This window comes from Pseudoalteromonas sp. AS71 (assembly GCF_038900275.1).
Classification (GTDB): Bacteria; Pseudomonadota; Gammaproteobacteria; order Enterobacterales; family Alteromonadaceae; genus Pseudoalteromonas.
This window is the reverse complement of record NZ_JBBMQZ010000014.1, coordinates 1-15,201: the sequence shown is the minus strand read 5'-3', so window position 1 is coordinate 15,201 and position 15,201 is coordinate 1. Positions and strand designations below refer to the sequence as shown.

General features: G+C 39.5%; 16 protein-coding genes. 11 read left to right on the top strand and 5 right to left on the bottom strand.

All coding sequences use genetic code 11. The features are described 5' to 3' along the window. Nucleotides 1-221: 221 nt before the first annotated feature. Entirely contained in the window at nt 222-845 is a 624-nt protein-coding gene (gene fabR, locus WNY98_RS11750; protein WP_002961087.1) for an HTH-type transcriptional repressor FabR, read from the bottom strand. A 126-nt stretch (nt 846-971) separates the two neighbouring features. Here fabR and WNY98_RS11745 point away from each other — a divergent pair, with 126 nt between their 5' ends. Next, nucleotides 972-2,105, top strand: coding sequence for a fatty acid desaturase (locus tag WNY98_RS11745; RefSeq protein ID WP_008138662.1), 1,134 nt, complete (start codon nt 972-974; stop codon nt 2,103-2,105). A 13-nt stretch (nt 2,106-2,118) separates the two neighbouring features. After that, nucleotides 2,119-3,549, top strand: coding sequence for a Si-specific NAD(P)(+) transhydrogenase (sthA, locus tag WNY98_RS11740; protein WP_007378904.1), 1,431 nt, complete (start codon nt 2,119-2,121; stop codon nt 3,547-3,549). A gap of 95 nt (nt 3,550-3,644) precedes the next feature. On the opposite strand, the gene hemE is transcribed toward sthA, so the two are convergent. Next, a complete protein-coding gene (hemE, locus tag WNY98_RS11735) occupies nt 3,645-4,709 on the bottom strand; it encodes a uroporphyrinogen decarboxylase (RefSeq protein ID WP_154903731.1) in 1,065 nt (354 codons plus the stop codon). 528 nt (nt 4,710-5,237) lie between these two features. Here hemE and rsd point away from each other — a divergent pair. Next, nucleotides 5,238-5,708: a sigma D regulator gene (gene rsd / locus WNY98_RS11730; RefSeq protein ID WP_138489928.1), complete on the top strand. Its 471-nt coding sequence runs from the start codon at nt 5,238-5,240 to the stop codon at nt 5,706-5,708. Nucleotides 5,709-5,773: 65 nt separating this feature from the next. Here the strand turns inward: rsd and fkpA are convergent, their stop codons facing one another. Beyond that, complete coding sequence (fkpA, locus tag WNY98_RS11725) at nt 5,774-6,520, bottom strand: FKBP-type peptidyl-prolyl cis-trans isomerase (protein WP_182696587.1); 747 nt, start codon at nt 6,518-6,520, stop codon at nt 5,774-5,776. A gap of 215 nt (nt 6,521-6,735) precedes the next feature. Here fkpA and WNY98_RS11720 point away from each other — a divergent pair, with 215 nt between their 5' ends. Next, the gene (locus WNY98_RS11720) at nt 6,736-7,734 is read left to right on the top strand and encodes a hypothetical protein (RefSeq protein ID WP_342877982.1); all 999 of its coding nucleotides are present in this window, start codon (nt 6,736-6,738) and stop codon (nt 7,732-7,734) included. After that, nucleotides 7,721-7,936, top strand: a complete 216-nt coding sequence (locus WNY98_RS11715; RefSeq protein WP_004335946.1) for a SlyX family protein — start codon at nt 7,721-7,723, stop codon at nt 7,934-7,936. Before WNY98_RS11720 ends, WNY98_RS11715 begins: the two co-directional genes overlap by 14 nt. Nucleotides 7,937-7,968: 32 nt before the next feature. Here the strand turns inward: WNY98_RS11715 and WNY98_RS11710 are convergent, their stop codons facing one another. Beyond that, entirely contained in the window at nt 7,969-8,172 is a 204-nt protein-coding gene (locus WNY98_RS11710) for a YheV family putative zinc ribbon protein (protein WP_007378899.1), read from the bottom strand. 132 nt (nt 8,173-8,304) lie between these two features. Here WNY98_RS11710 and WNY98_RS11705 point away from each other — a divergent pair, with 132 nt between their 5' ends. Beyond that, nucleotides 8,305-10,227: an ATP-binding cassette domain-containing protein gene (locus WNY98_RS11705; protein WP_342877981.1), complete on the top strand. Its 1,923-nt coding sequence runs from the start codon at nt 8,305-8,307 to the stop codon at nt 10,225-10,227. Continuing rightward, nucleotides 10,211-10,639 carry a TIGR02444 family protein gene (locus tag WNY98_RS11700; RefSeq protein WP_342877980.1) on the top strand — a complete coding sequence of 143 codons (429 nt, stop codon included), beginning with the start codon at nt 10,211-10,213 and terminating at the stop codon, nt 10,637-10,639. Before WNY98_RS11705 ends, WNY98_RS11700 begins: the two co-directional genes overlap by 17 nt. Nucleotides 10,640-10,783: 144 nt before the next feature. On the opposite strand, the gene WNY98_RS11695 is transcribed toward WNY98_RS11700, so the two are convergent. Beyond that, on the bottom strand, nt 10,784-11,647 hold the full coding sequence (locus tag WNY98_RS11695; RefSeq protein ID WP_342877979.1) for a hypothetical protein: 864 nt from the start codon (nt 11,645-11,647) through the stop codon (nt 10,784-10,786). Nucleotides 11,648-11,990: 343 nt separating this feature from the next. Here WNY98_RS11695 and WNY98_RS11690 point away from each other — a divergent pair, with 343 nt between their 5' ends. The 4 genes from WNY98_RS11690 (at nt 11,991) to WNY98_RS11675 (ending at nt 14,754) form a co-directional block, all read left to right on the top strand. Continuing rightward, the gene (locus WNY98_RS11690) at nt 11,991-12,137 is read left to right on the top strand and encodes a hypothetical protein (RefSeq protein ID WP_004335931.1); all 147 of its coding nucleotides are present in this window, start codon (nt 11,991-11,993) and stop codon (nt 12,135-12,137) included. A gap of 112 nt (nt 12,138-12,249) precedes the next feature. Beyond that, the gene (locus tag WNY98_RS11685; protein ID WP_024595257.1) at nt 12,250-13,242 is read left to right on the top strand and encodes a hydrolase; all 993 of its coding nucleotides are present in this window, start codon (nt 12,250-12,252) and stop codon (nt 13,240-13,242) included. Then, a complete protein-coding gene (locus WNY98_RS11680; protein ID WP_007378894.1) occupies nt 13,239-13,493 on the top strand; it encodes a YheU family protein in 255 nt (84 codons plus the stop codon). The genes WNY98_RS11685 and WNY98_RS11680 overlap by 4 nt, the downstream gene beginning before the upstream one ends. Nucleotides 13,494-13,557: 64 nt before the next feature. Further along, nucleotides 13,558-14,754 carry a dipeptidase gene (locus WNY98_RS11675; protein ID WP_342877978.1) on the top strand — a complete coding sequence of 399 codons (1,197 nt, stop codon included), beginning with the start codon at nt 13,558-13,560 and terminating at the stop codon, nt 14,752-14,754. Nucleotides 14,755-15,201 lie beyond the last annotated feature (447 nt).

Sequence of the window (15,201 nt, the reverse complement as noted above, 5' to 3'; positions counted from 1 at the left end):
CTTATGTGTGTGTTCAGTGAAGCCTATTTTTAACATTACAAAGCGACGGAAGCAAGCATAAAAATTCCACAAAACAGATTTAAAAACGATTCAATTGGGTTTTTTAATTCAACCAAGTCACCTATTAAGAATTAAAATAACAAATACATGACTAGTGACGCTTAAATTAATAAGCACTGCAATATACCGTGCTTATATTAACTTTTTACAATTTTTTTAAGCTATGCTTCTTTACTCGTTTCTCTTACGTAATGCCCGGCTCCACGAGTAATATAACGCAGCTGCCAAATAACGCGCTCAATCAATTCGTCGCGTTGCAATCCTTCTATATCGAGCGCCTCTGCACCCGCATTAAATACGAGCGTTACCATAGATTCCGCCTGAATATAGGCATGCATAGCATTACATTTAGTTTCACTTTCTAAATAATGAGCCAGCTCTAAAATAAAATGTTTTACCTCGCGCGCTACTGCGGCTCTAAATGCTTTAGAAGTCCCAGAGCGTTCTCGTAGCAACAACCTAAATTGGTTACTTGAGTTATCAATAAACTCCATAAAAGTAACCACTGAGGTATTTATAACACTGCCGCCATCGTTCGCTATTCGTCTACGAGCTTGGCGCATAAGTTGGCGAAGAGTTAAGCCAGCTTCGTCTACCATGGTTAAACCTAGCTCATCCATGTCTTTAAAATGACGATAAAAAGAAGTTGGGGCAATACCAGCTTCTCGTGCTACTTCGCGTAAACTTAAATTCGAAAAACTATGATCAGCACTCAGCTGATTAAATGCCGCTTGAATTAACGCCTGTCGTGTTTTTTGTTTCTGTTGTGCTCTAACACCCGACATCAATAGCTCCCTGAATTATTTTATATGAATATTTAGTGATATTAGCTCAATTGTCCAGTCTAATACTTGACGACAAGAGTTTGAAATACTATTTTAGCTTACAGTTGTACGCTGAGATTGAGAATTATGAATAAACCACCGATTATTTGGACAAACGTCCTATTTTTTAGCCTAACCTTTTTGGCGGCTGCCACACTTGTACCTTGGTACGCCATTAGCTACGGATTTACCAGCGCGCATTGGATTGCTTTTGTAGGCTGCATGTTTTATGCAGGCTTATCAATTACTGCCGGCTACCATCGATTATGGGCACATAAAACCTATAACGCACACCCTGCAGTTGAATTTATTTTTGCGCTTGGCGGTGCTTTTGCGCTGCAAAACAGTGCATTGCATTGGAGTAGCGATCACCGTATACATCACGGTCAAGTTGACGACCCAATAAAAGACCCTTACGCGGCGACCAATGGTTTTTGGTATAGCCATATCGGATGGATGTTACGTGACTACCAAGGCGATAGCTACGGTGATTATAGTAATTGTCGTGATTTACAGCGCAATAAAATAGTTATGTGGCAACACAAACATTACTTAAAGCTTGTGATTGCTATGAACGTAGGCTTGCCTCTAGCACTTGGTTTATTGGTTGGTGATGTGTGGGGGATGTTAATTCTTGCAGGTTTACTACGCTTAGTACTGAGTCAACACTTTACCTTTTTTATAAACTCAGTTGCACATATTTGGGGCTCTCGCCCATACACCGAAAAAAATACGGCACGTGATAACGGCTTTTTAGCGTTATTTACATACGGTGAGGGGTACCATAACTTCCACCATATTTTTGCAAGCGACTACCGTAACGGTATTAAGTGGTTTCATTACGATCCAACAAAATGGATGATTCGCTCTTTAGCAGCTGTTGGTTTAGCCAATAAGTTAAAGCGTACTCCTGTTGAACGTATAGAAAAAGCGAAGGCCGAAACGCTCATGAGCAAAACGCAAACGCGTCTTGCAAAATTGCCTTTAGCACAAGATAAGATTACATTATTACAACAAGAGTACGATTTACTGCTGAAAAAACTGCAAAATTATTGTTCACTACAAAAACAAGTGTTAGAAGTTAAAAAAAATAACATGGCAAAGCAGTGTGAACGCTCAGCATTAATGGCACAATACCATGAGTTGGAAGCCGCCTGGGAAAATCAAAAACAGGCATGGCTAGCACTTAATGCGAGGTTATTAAAAGCCTCTTTTAATTAATTTAGGAGTGGCTGTGGCCAAACAACCAGAACAAAAAAAAGTACCCGTGACATACCAATATGATGCAATAATTATTGGCACGGGTCCTGGCGGTGAAGGTACCGCCATGAACCTTTCAAAAAACGATAAAAAAGTAGCGGTTATTGAACGCCAAGAATCAGTTGGTGGCGGTTGTGTACATTGGGGAACAATTCCTTCAAAAGCGCTTCGCCACTCTGTTAGCCGCTATATTGAATACAAAGCAAATCCGTTATTTAATGTTGGTGAGCGCCCTAGCCGCTTAACATTTCCTGATATTTTACGTCACGCAAGTTCTGTTATTTCTAAGCAATCTAATTTACGTAGTAGCTTTTACGATCGTAACCGCATTCATATGTTTCAAGGTGATGCGAGCTTTGTAGATAAGCACACAATTGAAGTAAAACGAAATGATGGTTCAACTGAGCGACTGACTGCTAAAACGATTGTTATTGCAACGGGTTCACGCCCTTATCGCCCACCAGAGGTAGATTTTACGCATTCTCGTATTTACGAAAGTGACACAATACTTGGCCTTGAGCATGACCCTCATCGTGTACTGATTTATGGTGCAGGTGTAATTGGTTGTGAGTACGCGTCAATATTTAAAGGTTTAGGCGCTAAAGTTGATTTGGTTAATACACGCGATCGACTACTTGCTTTTATGGATGCAGAAATATCTGACGCACTTAGCTATCACTTTTGGAATAGCGGTATTGTTATTCGCCATAACGAAGAGTTTGACCGAATTGAGACGCGTGACGACTGCGTTATAATGCATCTAAAATCAGGTAAACGCGTAAAAGCTGACTGTATTTTATTTGCTAATGGTCGTACTGGTAACACTGATACACTAAATCTTGAAGCCATTGGCTTAAAAGCCGATAGCCGTGGCCAATTAAAAGTTAACGAAACATACCAAACAGAAATTGATAACGTTTACGCTGTAGGTGATGTAATAGGCTATCCAAGCCTTGCAAGTGCTGCGTTTGACCAAGGTCGTATAGCTGCTGATGCAATTGCATGTGGTAACTGCGATGACAGGCTGATTGTTGATATTCCAGCTGGTATTTATACCATTCCAGAAATGAGCTCAGTAGGTAAAACCGAGCAAGAGCTTACAGCCGCTAAAGTACCGTATGAAGTAGGCCGTGCTCAGTTTAAGCATTTGGCTCGCGCGCAAATTGCTGGTACTGAAGTAGGTAGTTTAAAAATATTATTCCACACCGAAACCAAAGAAGTACTTGGCGTACATTGTTTTGGCGAACGTGCCTCTGAAATTGTTCACATTGGCCAAGCTATTATGGAACAAAAAAATGGTGGCAATAATATCGACTACTTTGTAAATACCACATTTAACTACCCAACCATGGCTGAAGCCTACCGTGTTGCGGCATTAAATGGCTTAAATCGCTTATTTAAATAAGTAGTTTTAAAAGCCTTTATAAATAGGTAACAAAAAACCCGCAACTTAGCGGGTTTTTTACTTTTAAACAGTTTTAAAGCTTGTTTAAGTGACTATTACTTATGGTACTTAGCACTTAGCTCATGTACTGCATTAATGAATACGCCAGCATTTTCAGGGTCTACATCTGGTGTAATACCGTGGCCTAAGTTAAACACGTGGCCATTGCCTGTACCAAAGTCTTCTAAAATAGTGCCTACTTCTTGGCGAATACGCTCTGGTGTACCGTGTAACATAGATGGGTCCATATTACCTTGTAGAGCTACTTTATCACCCACACGGCGCTTAGCGTCGCTAATATTAATAGTCCAATCAAGACCGATTGCATCACAGCCTGTTGCTGCAATAGCTTCAATCCATTGACCACCATTTTTAGTGAACAAAGTAACCGGTACTTTACGACCGTCGTACTCACGAATTAAGCCATCTACAATTTTATGCATGTATTGTAATGAAAATTCGTTGTAATCGCGCGGGCTTAATACACCGCCCCATGAGTCAAATACCATTAGCGATTGCGCGCCAGCTTTAATTTGAGCATTTAAGTAATCAATAACTGAATCAGCTAACTTATCGAGTAATAAATGAAGTGTTTGCGGCTCTGCAAACGCCATTTTTTTGATTTTACCAAATACTTTGCTGCTACCGCCTTCAACCATATAAGTTGCTAGCGTCCAAGGTGAACCAGAAAAACCAATAAGCGGTACTTCGCCTTTAAGCTCACGACGAATAGTGCTTACTGCGTTCATTACGTAGCCAAGCTCGTCTGTAGGGTCTAACTTTGGAATTTTTTTAACATCAGAAAGAGATGAAATAGGACGTTCGAACTTAGGGCCTTCGCCAGTTTCAAAGTAAAGACCTAAACCCATCGCATCTGGAATCGTTAAAATATCACTAAATAATATAGCGGCATCTAACGGGTAGCGACGTAGTGGCTGCAGTGTTACTTCACATGCAAGCTCAGCATTACGGCACAGGCTCATAAAATCGCCCGCTTGTGCACGTGTAGCGCGATACTCTGGTAAATAGCGTCCTGCTTGGCGCATCATCCATACCGGAGTTACATCAACAGGTTGTTTTGCAAGTGCACGTAAATAACGGTCGTTTTTTAATTCGCTCATGGCGTAAATGATCCTAAGACTTGTATAAATTGTGCAAGATTGTACCACCATATTCTCCGACCCTCTATTGCTTAGGGACGAAAACAGCTTTACCTAGAGGTAGATCAATAGAATAGAGTTTTTTAATCCATTTTGACTATAAAACAAACAAAAATAAATAACATTTAAAACTTTTTATTAATATGTTTGCAACATTACAAAAACCTTGTTATTGTTTGTCCCGCGTTAACAAAAACAATAATAAAAATCTTAAAACAATAAAAATAAATGTTTTAAAATAATAACAATAAAAATCATCTCATAAAAATAAGAAAGCTTGTTATAACAAGTCACTGAAAGAAATTAGACCACCGTAACTGGTGGTTTTTTCTTGCCTAAAATAAAATCCCTCGCCTCGGTTTATATAAAAAGGTACAACCCTCAAAGTAGCTCAACTTTACTTGTTGATATACGCGCAAATTAAATATATCTTGATGTACATAAACTTATTATTTTAAATTAAAAACCAACCCAGCTAGGAGAACAGTTATGCTGACGCGTGTAGAAAAAGCTCAACAGAAATGGGGTGGTAGCCACACAGTAATTGATAAATGGCTAAACGAACGCCAAGAACTTATTGTACTTTACTGCAAAATTGCAGGCTTTACGCCGTACGAAAAGCAAGATCAAGCATTGCCAGAGCCAAAACTAATTGAATCATTTTGCCAGCTTTTAATGGATTACCTATCTGCAGGCCATTTTGAAGTATATGACGATATAGCAAAAGCATGCGAAAAAAAGGGCTTACAAAGCCAAGAGCTTGCAAACTCTATTTACCCGCGTATTTCTAGCACAACCGATGTGGCGTTAGATTTTAATGATAAGTACGCAGAAGTAGACAAAGAAGACTTATTGAAAGATTTTGATAATGACTTATCTGTTATTGGTGAGGCATTAGAAGCTCGTTTTGCACTTGAAGATGAGCTTATTGATAACTTGTTTTCTAATCACACGAATTAATACGTTACTTACACGTATTAAAAAAGGGACCTAGGGTCCCTTTTTGCATTTACACAATAAGCTTATTATTGTGCTGGTGCTTCTTCATTTTGAATTTCAAGTAATTCAACTTCAAATACAAGTGTTGAATTAGCTGGAATCTTACCTAAGTCACGGTCACCGTAAGCAAGTTCTGAAGGAATAGTGAACTTGTACTTAGAACCCACTGACATAAGTTGTAAACCTTCAGTCCAACCCGCAATTACGCGGTTAAGAGGGAAAGTTGTCGGTTCGTTACGCGCATATGAGCTATCAAACTCAGTACCGTCTAATAAAGTCCCTTTGTAGTGTACTTTAACTACATCAGTTGCCACTGGCTTTTCGCCATCGCCTTCGCTAAGTACTTCGTACTGTAGACCCGACTCAGTTACTGTAACGCCTTCTTTTTTAGCGTTGTCAGCTAGGTATTTAGCGCCTGCTTCTTTACTTTTTTCAGACTCTACTTTAGCTTTTTCTTCTTGCTTAGTACGTACTGATGTATCTAGTGCAGTTAATACTTCGCGAATTTTTTCTTCGTCAATTTTTGCATTGCCAGCAAGCGCATCTTCAAAACCACGAATTAAAAGTGCTTGGTCTAGTTCAATACCAATTTCTGATTTGTCTGCAAGATCTTTATTTAAAAAGTTACCTACAGATGCACCAATACCGTATGCTTGTTGCTGTTCTACAGTGTCTAATTTAACTTCAGCTTGTTCTTTTTTTGCTTCTTGATTACAAGCTGTAAGCGCTAAAACTGACGCTGCAATCAATGACAATCTAATCGTCTTTTTCATTTTAAATCTCCGACATACTTTGCAGTTGTCATTTTAATGTATTATTACTAGTGAAAGATTAACGGCCCACATGATAGGCTGCTTGTTTAATGACTAAATTCCATATTGTTAGCTAAACTAAAAACATATCCAGTGATTAGACAAACAACCTAGGCATTTAACGCGTCCTAGTCTAACCTCTCAGTCACTAAGAGTTAAGGGGAAATACCTGTAATATGTCGATATTTCGTACTTTTTTAATCGTATTTAGCTGTTTTTTAGCCATCGCCTGTACCGATAATCAACAACACGCTGTAGCAAGTTACGAACATGCTGCACAAGGTGCGTTTTCATCAACAGTTTCAAACGATGGTAAATACAGTTTGATCTCCTCTATCAACCATGGGGTCGCCCTGTGGGATAATCAACAGCAGGTGCTAAAATACCAATGGTTTCAGCAGCAGTCACAAGACAGCCTAGTGTACGCTGTTGCCATTGCTTTTGATAACAGCGTGGCTGTTACCGCCGAAAAAACCACGTTTGCTGTGTGGGATATAGCCACAGGCAAAAATAAAGGTTATTACAAAATACAAAGAGCCAGTATTCGCGATATTGCTATTAGCAATCAAGGCCGTAGTGTTTTATACGGCCGTAGCGACGGCGTTGTCGTATTTGTAAACCTAGAAACTGGGCGTCGTATTGAGTTTTTAGGTCATCAAGATAAAGTTAACACCGTTGACCTGTCACCTAACGGACGCTTTGCCTTAAGTGGTTCTAACGATTATGTTGCTTACTTTTGGGATACACGTACCGGACAAGTAATTCATCGTTTTAATCACCCAACGCGTGTTACCCAAGTAACGCTCGATCCACAAGGTCGCTATGCGTTTACGGCCGATAGTATGGCACAAGCAAATGTATGGAAGCTGACTACAGGTGATCTTGTGAGTAAACTGAAGTATATTGCGCGTCAGAAAATTTTTACTGCTGTGCGTTTTAACGAAAAAGGCACTTTGCTTGCAACCGGCTCGCCAAATAAGCGCGTAGATTTGTGGCAAATACCAAGCGGTGAAAAAATTCAAACTTGGCAGGTTACCCCGCGCGAAGGCAGTAAGCCTAAATCTGCGGTGGTGCTAGATGTGACATTTACAGATAACGGTAAGTCGTTGTTAACCGAAAGCTCCAGCGGGATCGCAGAGCGATTTATTATACGAGAGAATAATGAACACAATTGAACATCGCTTAATGGAACTTGAAGCCAAAGTGGCTTTTCAAGACGAAACGATTGAAGTCTTAAATGATGAAATAAAAGTGCACCAACAGCTGTTAGCAAAAATGAAACGCCAAACCGAGCTGCTAGCAGAGAAAATTAAAGAGTCGCAGTCATCATCGTCTATGATGTCTGAAGTACCTGAGCCACCTCCACCGCATTACTAAAACCGGTAAAAATTAGGCAATAAAAAACCGGGTTAGTCGCCCGGTTTAAACACACCAATTACTTGTTCAAATTGGCGAGTAGACGCCTGAACAGCGTTATCGGGTTGCGCCATTTTATGACCACACTCAACACACTCTACTTTTTCAACATCATGTTCTCTGTATAGCATCATAGTATCCATGGCTTTGCAGTCAGGGCACGATGCTCCAGCAATAAATCGCTTCTTTTGTCTCACAACATTTTTCCTGTGGTTTGAACTGCTGTCATTTTATCGTATAACTTCACTTGTTGATACGCTTGATAAGAGCATTAAGTTCTATGTTATGATAGCGCCAACTTAACAAGGGCACAGCAAAGTAACGCATTCATGATCCAAATCTCAGAAATAGAACTACTTCGTGGCGGTAAAGCCTTATTAAAAAACGCATCAGCTACGTTATTTCCAGAACACAAAGTAGGCCTTGTTGGCGCTAATGGCTGTGGAAAATCAACGTTATTTGGTTTACTAAAATCAGAACTACAACTAGATGCCGGTAACTGCAGCATTCCAAAAGATTGGTCTATCGCCTCTGTTAAGCAAGAGACACCTGCCCTTGAAATAAGCGCGATTGATTATGTACTTCAAGGCCACCCAGAATACTACGCAATGCGTATAGCACTGCGTGAGGCCGAGCAAAACAACGATGGCGACACACAAGCCAAAGTACATATTCAGCTTGAAAACATTAAAGGCTACAGCATTGAATCAACCGCAGGTGAGCTATTACACGGCTTAGGCTTTGCTAATAACCTTATAGAAAATCCTGTAAGCTCGTTTTCGGGTGGTTGGCGTATGCGTTTAAACCTTGCCCAAGCATTAATACGCGACGCCGATTTACTATTACTCGATGAGCCAACAAACCACCTTGATTTAGATGCCGTTTATTGGCTTGAACGCTTTTTGCGTGCTTATACCGGCACCCTTGTACTTATATCGCATGACCGTGAGTTTTTAGATGCGGTGGTTGATCAAATTTGGCATGTAGATAAGCAACTTATTAACGTGTACAAAGGTAACTACTCGCAGTTTGAGCGCCAAAAAGCTGAGCGCTTACTACAACAACAAGCAATGTTTGATAAGCAACAAGATCAAATTGCTCACCTTGAGCAGTTTATAACGCGCTTTAAAGCAAAAGCCAGTAAAGCTAAACAAGCACAAAGCCGTGTGAAAGCGCTTGAACGCATGGAAAAACTAGCGCCGGCACATGCCGACTCGCCATTTAACTTTGAGTTTGCAGAGCCAAAAGCATTACCAAACCCACTAATGACAATAGATAAAGCCAAAGCGGGTTATGGTGACGTCACTATTTTAAATAATATAGAGCTAAACCTTGTACCAGGCAGCCGAATTGCTTTACTTGGTCGAAATGGCGCAGGTAAATCAACGTTAATTAAACTGCTTTCTGGTGATTTAGAGCCGCAAGCGGGCGAAGTTGTTCAGCATCACGGATTAAATATTGGTTACTTTGCGCAGCATCAACTTGAATCTCTTGATTTAAAAGCCAGTGCAATAATGCACTTACAACGCCTAGACCCAAAAGCCACTGAACAATCACTACGTGACTTTTTAGGCGGCTTTGCCTTCATTGGCGATAAAGCACTTGAGCCTGTAGCCCCATTTTCGGGCGGCGAAAAAGCACGTTTAGTGCTTGCCATGTTGGTATATCAAAAGCCAAACTTATTATTACTGGATGAGCCAACCAACCACCTTGATTTAGAAATGCGCCATGCACTTGTTATGGCACTACAAGGCTTTGAAGGCGCTATGGTTACCGTATCGCATGATCGCCATATGCTTAAAAATACTGCCGATGAGTTTTACTTAGTAGATGACGGCAAAGTAACTCAGTTTGGCTACGACTTAGATGCATATTATCAATGGTTACTTAACGCGAATAAAGAAGCGGTTAAAGCGCAGCAAAGCGACGAGCCTAAAGCAAACCCAGGTGTTAACCGTAAGGAACAAAAGCGCTTAGAAGCTGAGTTTAGAAAAGCCACTCAGCCACTTAAAAAGCAAATTGAAAAGCTTGAAAAGCAACTCGATAAATTTACCGCCGAATTAAGTGAAGTTGAAGTGACCTTAGGTGATAACGAACTCTACAACGACGACAACAAAGCCAAGCTTAAAGAGTTATTAGCCAAGCAAGCAACCCTTACGCCTAAGCTTAACGACGTTGAAGAAGAGCTACTTATGGCACTTGAAGAAATGGAAGAAAAAGAGCAGGCATTCGCCGATGAACTTGCTCAATAGCGACCATTTTTGGCAATTTGCGTGCACTTTGTACGCAAAGCCTGATCAACAAACAACCTTGCTGGCACTACAAAACCAGCAAGGAAAAAACGTTAATTTATGCTTATTACTGCTTTATTTAGACTCATTAAATTTAAGTATTAATACCCAACAGCTAAATGAGTTAATAAATGTAACTAGTGATTTTGATACTCACGCATTACAGCCTCTGCGCGCCGCACGCAGCTATTTAAAAGCTAATCAGAATACAATAAGTGATTACGCCACAATACGCGAAGAGTTGCTAAACGCAGAGCTGAAGCTTGAAAAACAACAGCAACATATGTTGATTTCAGCAATAAATGAGTTTGAATTAGTCGAGTATGCAGAACCAAACAATATTGAGCTATATGTGAAAATTTTTAGTTGCTAAACTTTAGAAAAGATCTCGCTTGATGACTTCCCCAAATAGCTTTACATCTATAACCATACTCTAGGTACTCTATTAATAGAAAAGCAGTTCGCTGCATCCGTGATGACGAAGTCGAACCCAATAATCGAATTCGTTTACTATTTATTAAGTTTTAACTTGGTGCATTATATTAAACGCGACTCTCCAAGACTCAATATTAATATCCACAGCTTTTTTAATATCGATCTGTCCGGGTTCGTAACGCACACTCGGTGTTATTGAAGAGAGTAATTCCCAGTTAATTCTTGAATCTGGATAATAGCCAAGATTCTTTGCTTCATTTTTTAGATCAGTTAACTTATGAGTTTTTTTCACTTTATCCGCTTTACTAGTTATAAAAAATTTAAGCACTTTCTCTACAAATTGTACTGAATGCCAAGCTGATAAATCCGGGCTCCTGGGTCTCATCAGTAAATTTTCGCAACTCACAAATGAATCCTTTAGTGCTGAATTTATAAAGTCATTTTTATGAACTGCTTTCATAAGCTGTGATGCTTTTAGGCAAGTACTGAATAGTGCTTGAAGTTCATTTTCATCCGATATTGTTAGGGTTAGCCTCAAGGAATCAGCTAGCTCATGAATCATATCTACAACATTTAGAACCTGGCGACTATCCATATTTTTTTTGGTGGAAACAATTAATACTTTCCCAATTATGAACGGAACTTTCACCTCAAATACATCACCATCAATAAGAAATGGGAATTTAGCCTGAGTAAAATCGATTTTCAATTTATCAGAGTATAAATTTTTATACCAAAGATTAATATGACTCGAGAGATTCATTATTGTTATTGGAAAACTAACTTCCTCTAAGGTTGCTCCAGCCAAAGGAGCGCTGACTTTCAGAAGTGTCATAGCATCAATTGCTGCTATCATTGGTCGTGACGAAATATCCACTCCATCCTGTGAAAGCTTATGATTTATTGAAATCATCATAGTTTCAAATTCTTCATTTTCTATTAGCAAGTGAAATCCCTTTAAGTGATATAGTGTATTTTTTATAAACCATTATAATCTAGTGATTTATTTTCAATTTAAAAGAAGAGCGATAATATAGACAATTTGAAAATCAATCAAAAGACATAACCTTCTTACTCTGGGCAGCGCCTCTTTGCTCCCAATGATGGACTCCCACTAATTCATCAATCCTGAATCAACTTGGTTTTACACATTAACATTACTTAAATCATGATCTAAATCAACTTAGCTTCGCTCCTACATCTGCTTATGTAAATAACTTGATCTCGATCACGTTGCGACCTGCAAACACCGCCTATGATTAACCCATCAACAACGAGGGGAACAACTCATGAACGTATTTTTTAGAGACTTTTTTACAGATCCAGTTTTATTTATGTCTTTTGGGTTTTTAACCATCGTTGTTTCTTTGTGTATCTTTTTTGCTTTTTTCTTTTTGAAAAAAATACATGATGCAGAAATTCCCGAACAAAATTAAGCACGACGCACTAAAGCGCCTTATTAGTTTACTAGTTAGGCGCTTTTTATTTTCTGAAGCGAAAAATTTGGTACACTAGCTTTTCGTTTAATACAAAGTGCGTAGTACAAACATGATCTCTCAGTTCAAACCAGCATGGTGGATGACCAATCGTCACGTTCAAACCATAATGCCGCGTTTTTTCCGCCCATTTCACCACACTCGCTACGAACTTGAGCAACTTGATACGCCCGATGGTGACTTTATTGAGCTCGCATGGTCACTTCCACATAATGAAACCGCACCACTTGCCGTTGTGTTGCATGGCCTTGAAGGCAATATAAATAGCTTTTATGCCAAAGGCATGATGAAGGCTTTAAAAAAACAAGGTTATGCAGTTGTGCTTATGCACTTTAGAAACTGCTCAACTGAAGTAAACCGCCTTCCACGTGCTTATCACAGCGGTGACACCGCCGATTTAGCCTTTTTTATAAATCATCTTAAGCAACAATACCCAGATAGAGCGATGGTTGCCGTGGGCTTTTCGCTTGGTGGTAATGTGCTTGCTAAGTACTTAGGCGAAGAGAATACAAACTGCCCACTCAATGCAGCTGCAGTGGTATCGGCGCCTTATGACTTATCATCATCAAGTGATGTTATTCGTAAAAGCTTAGGTAAAATTTATCAAAAGTATTTGCTCGATCGCATGAAAAAGTCGATGCAACGTAAATTACCGCAAATTAAGCAGCAAATTCCTATAACTACCGATCAATTAATGAATATTGATGATTTATTAGAGTTCGATAACCAACTTACAGCGCCGTTACATGGCTTTGAAAATGCCCACGATTACTATCGTAAAGCCAGTGCTATGCCGTACTTAAAAGATATCGCTATACCCACACTTATTATTCATGCCAAAGACGACCCGATGCTCTCAATTAAGGCCGTACCGAGTAGGCAAGATGTAAGTGAGCATGTTACGCTGCGCATCTCTGACAAGGGCGGACACGTTGGTTTTATTAGCGGGAAAAATCCGTTTAAGCCTATATTTTGGTTAGAGAAAGCCGTGCCATGCTATTTTGGGCAACATGTTTTAGGCAATGCAAACAAAGAGCAATTATGATTATTCCTTTTGAACAACTCGATAAAGACACACTCTACAATTTAATTGAAAGCTATGTTTTGCGTGAAGGCACCGATTACGGTGAAGTAGAAGCAAGCATTGAATCTAAAGTTAACCAAGTTAAGCTACAGCTTAAAAATGGCGAAGCCATGGTATTTTTCTCAGAATTACATGAGTCAGTAACTATTATTTCGAAGGGCGAATTTAAAGCGCTGCAAAGTGAAGAGCATCAAGCACAGTCGTTTGATTAAGGCGTAGTACTTGTAACTTTTGAGTTGAACGTACACAATGGCTTTTTACCCAAAGAGCCAAAACATGATAAAACTCAGCACTCTAGTGGTAGCCATATCACTAGCATTAACTAGCCAAGCCCAAGCAGAACAAACAATAACAGCATCTGAAAAGGCAATTAAGCTCGCTAAAGACACTATTTTAATTGATACCCATATCGACGTACCTTACCGAATTCATAAAAACTGGGTTGATGTAACTAAAGCGACAACTGATGGCGACTTTGACTACCTTCGCGCTGTAAAAGGCGGTTTAAACGCACCGTTTATGTCGATTTATATTCCTGCGCATTTGGAGTTTGAAGGTAAAGGTAAAAGCTATCAGCTAGCCAATCAAATGATTGATAGTATGGAAGCCATAGCCCAGCGCGCGCCCGATAAGTTTGCTATTGCTAGCTCAAGCAGTGATATAGAGGAGCAATTTAAACAAGGTAAGCTCTCTATCGCAATGGGTATGGAAAATGGCTCTCCAATCGAAGGGGATATGAAGAATCTTCAGCATTTTTACGAGCGTGGCATTCGCTACATCACGCTAGCGCACTCGCAAAGCAACCATATTTCGGATTCTTCTTACGATATACGCCGTAAATGGAAAGGCTTAAGCCCATTTGGTAAAAAGCTTGTCACTGAAATGAATAATATTGGTATGTTAATCGACGTTTCGCATATTTCTGATGATGCGTTTTATCAAGTTATGGATCTATCTAAGACACCAGTAATAGCCTCGCATTCATCACTTCGTAAATACACGCCAGGCTTTGAGCGTAATATGAATGACGATATGCTATTGGCGCTTAAAGAAAATGGCGGCGTTATTCAAATCAACTTTGGCTCAAGCTTTGTTACCGCTAAAGCAGGTAGTTGGGGCAAGCAATTAAAAAACACAAAAGAGTCTGCTAAAAAAGAAGGCACTAAGTTAAGCAACGATTTTGATGCTGCGTACCGTGCTAAAAATCCATACCCATTTGCAAGCCTTGAACAGGTGCTTGATCATATTGATCACGTAGTTGAGCTAATTGGTATTGATTATGTAGGTATTGGCTCTGATTATGATGGAGTTGGTGATTCATTACCTATCGGCTTAAAAGATGTATCTAGCTACCCTAATCTTGTTCAAGGTTTAATGGACAGAGATTACAGCGACAAAGATATTAAAAAGATTTTAAGCGGTAATTTATTAAGAGTTTTAAAACAAGCTGAAGAATATGCTAAAAAGCATTAAAGCTTTTATCATATATTAGTAATTGGCTAAAAGACCAAGAGCTAACTCAATATAAGCGCGGCCTAGCCGTGCTTTTTTATATTTAAGAGCTCAGTTATTTTCAGCAGCCTTTTCCCTCGGGTTTCGTAAAACTCAACCCAAGCTACGGCAAGAAAGTTATAACTCAAAGCTAATCACTTTTCTATAGGCATTAAAAAAGGCCACCTAAGTGACCTTTTTCTAACAATTAACTTTAACGTTAATTATTACGCTTTGAACGTTGCTACAAAGCACCTACGCCTAAGGTAAGAGCGCCACCTTCATATGACACTTTTCTTCAGGCATTAAAAAAGGCCACCTGAGTGACCTTTTTCTAACAATTAACTTTAAAGTTAATTATTACGCTTTGAACGTTGCTACAAAGCACCTACGCCTAAGGTAAGAGCGCCACCTTCATATGACACTTTT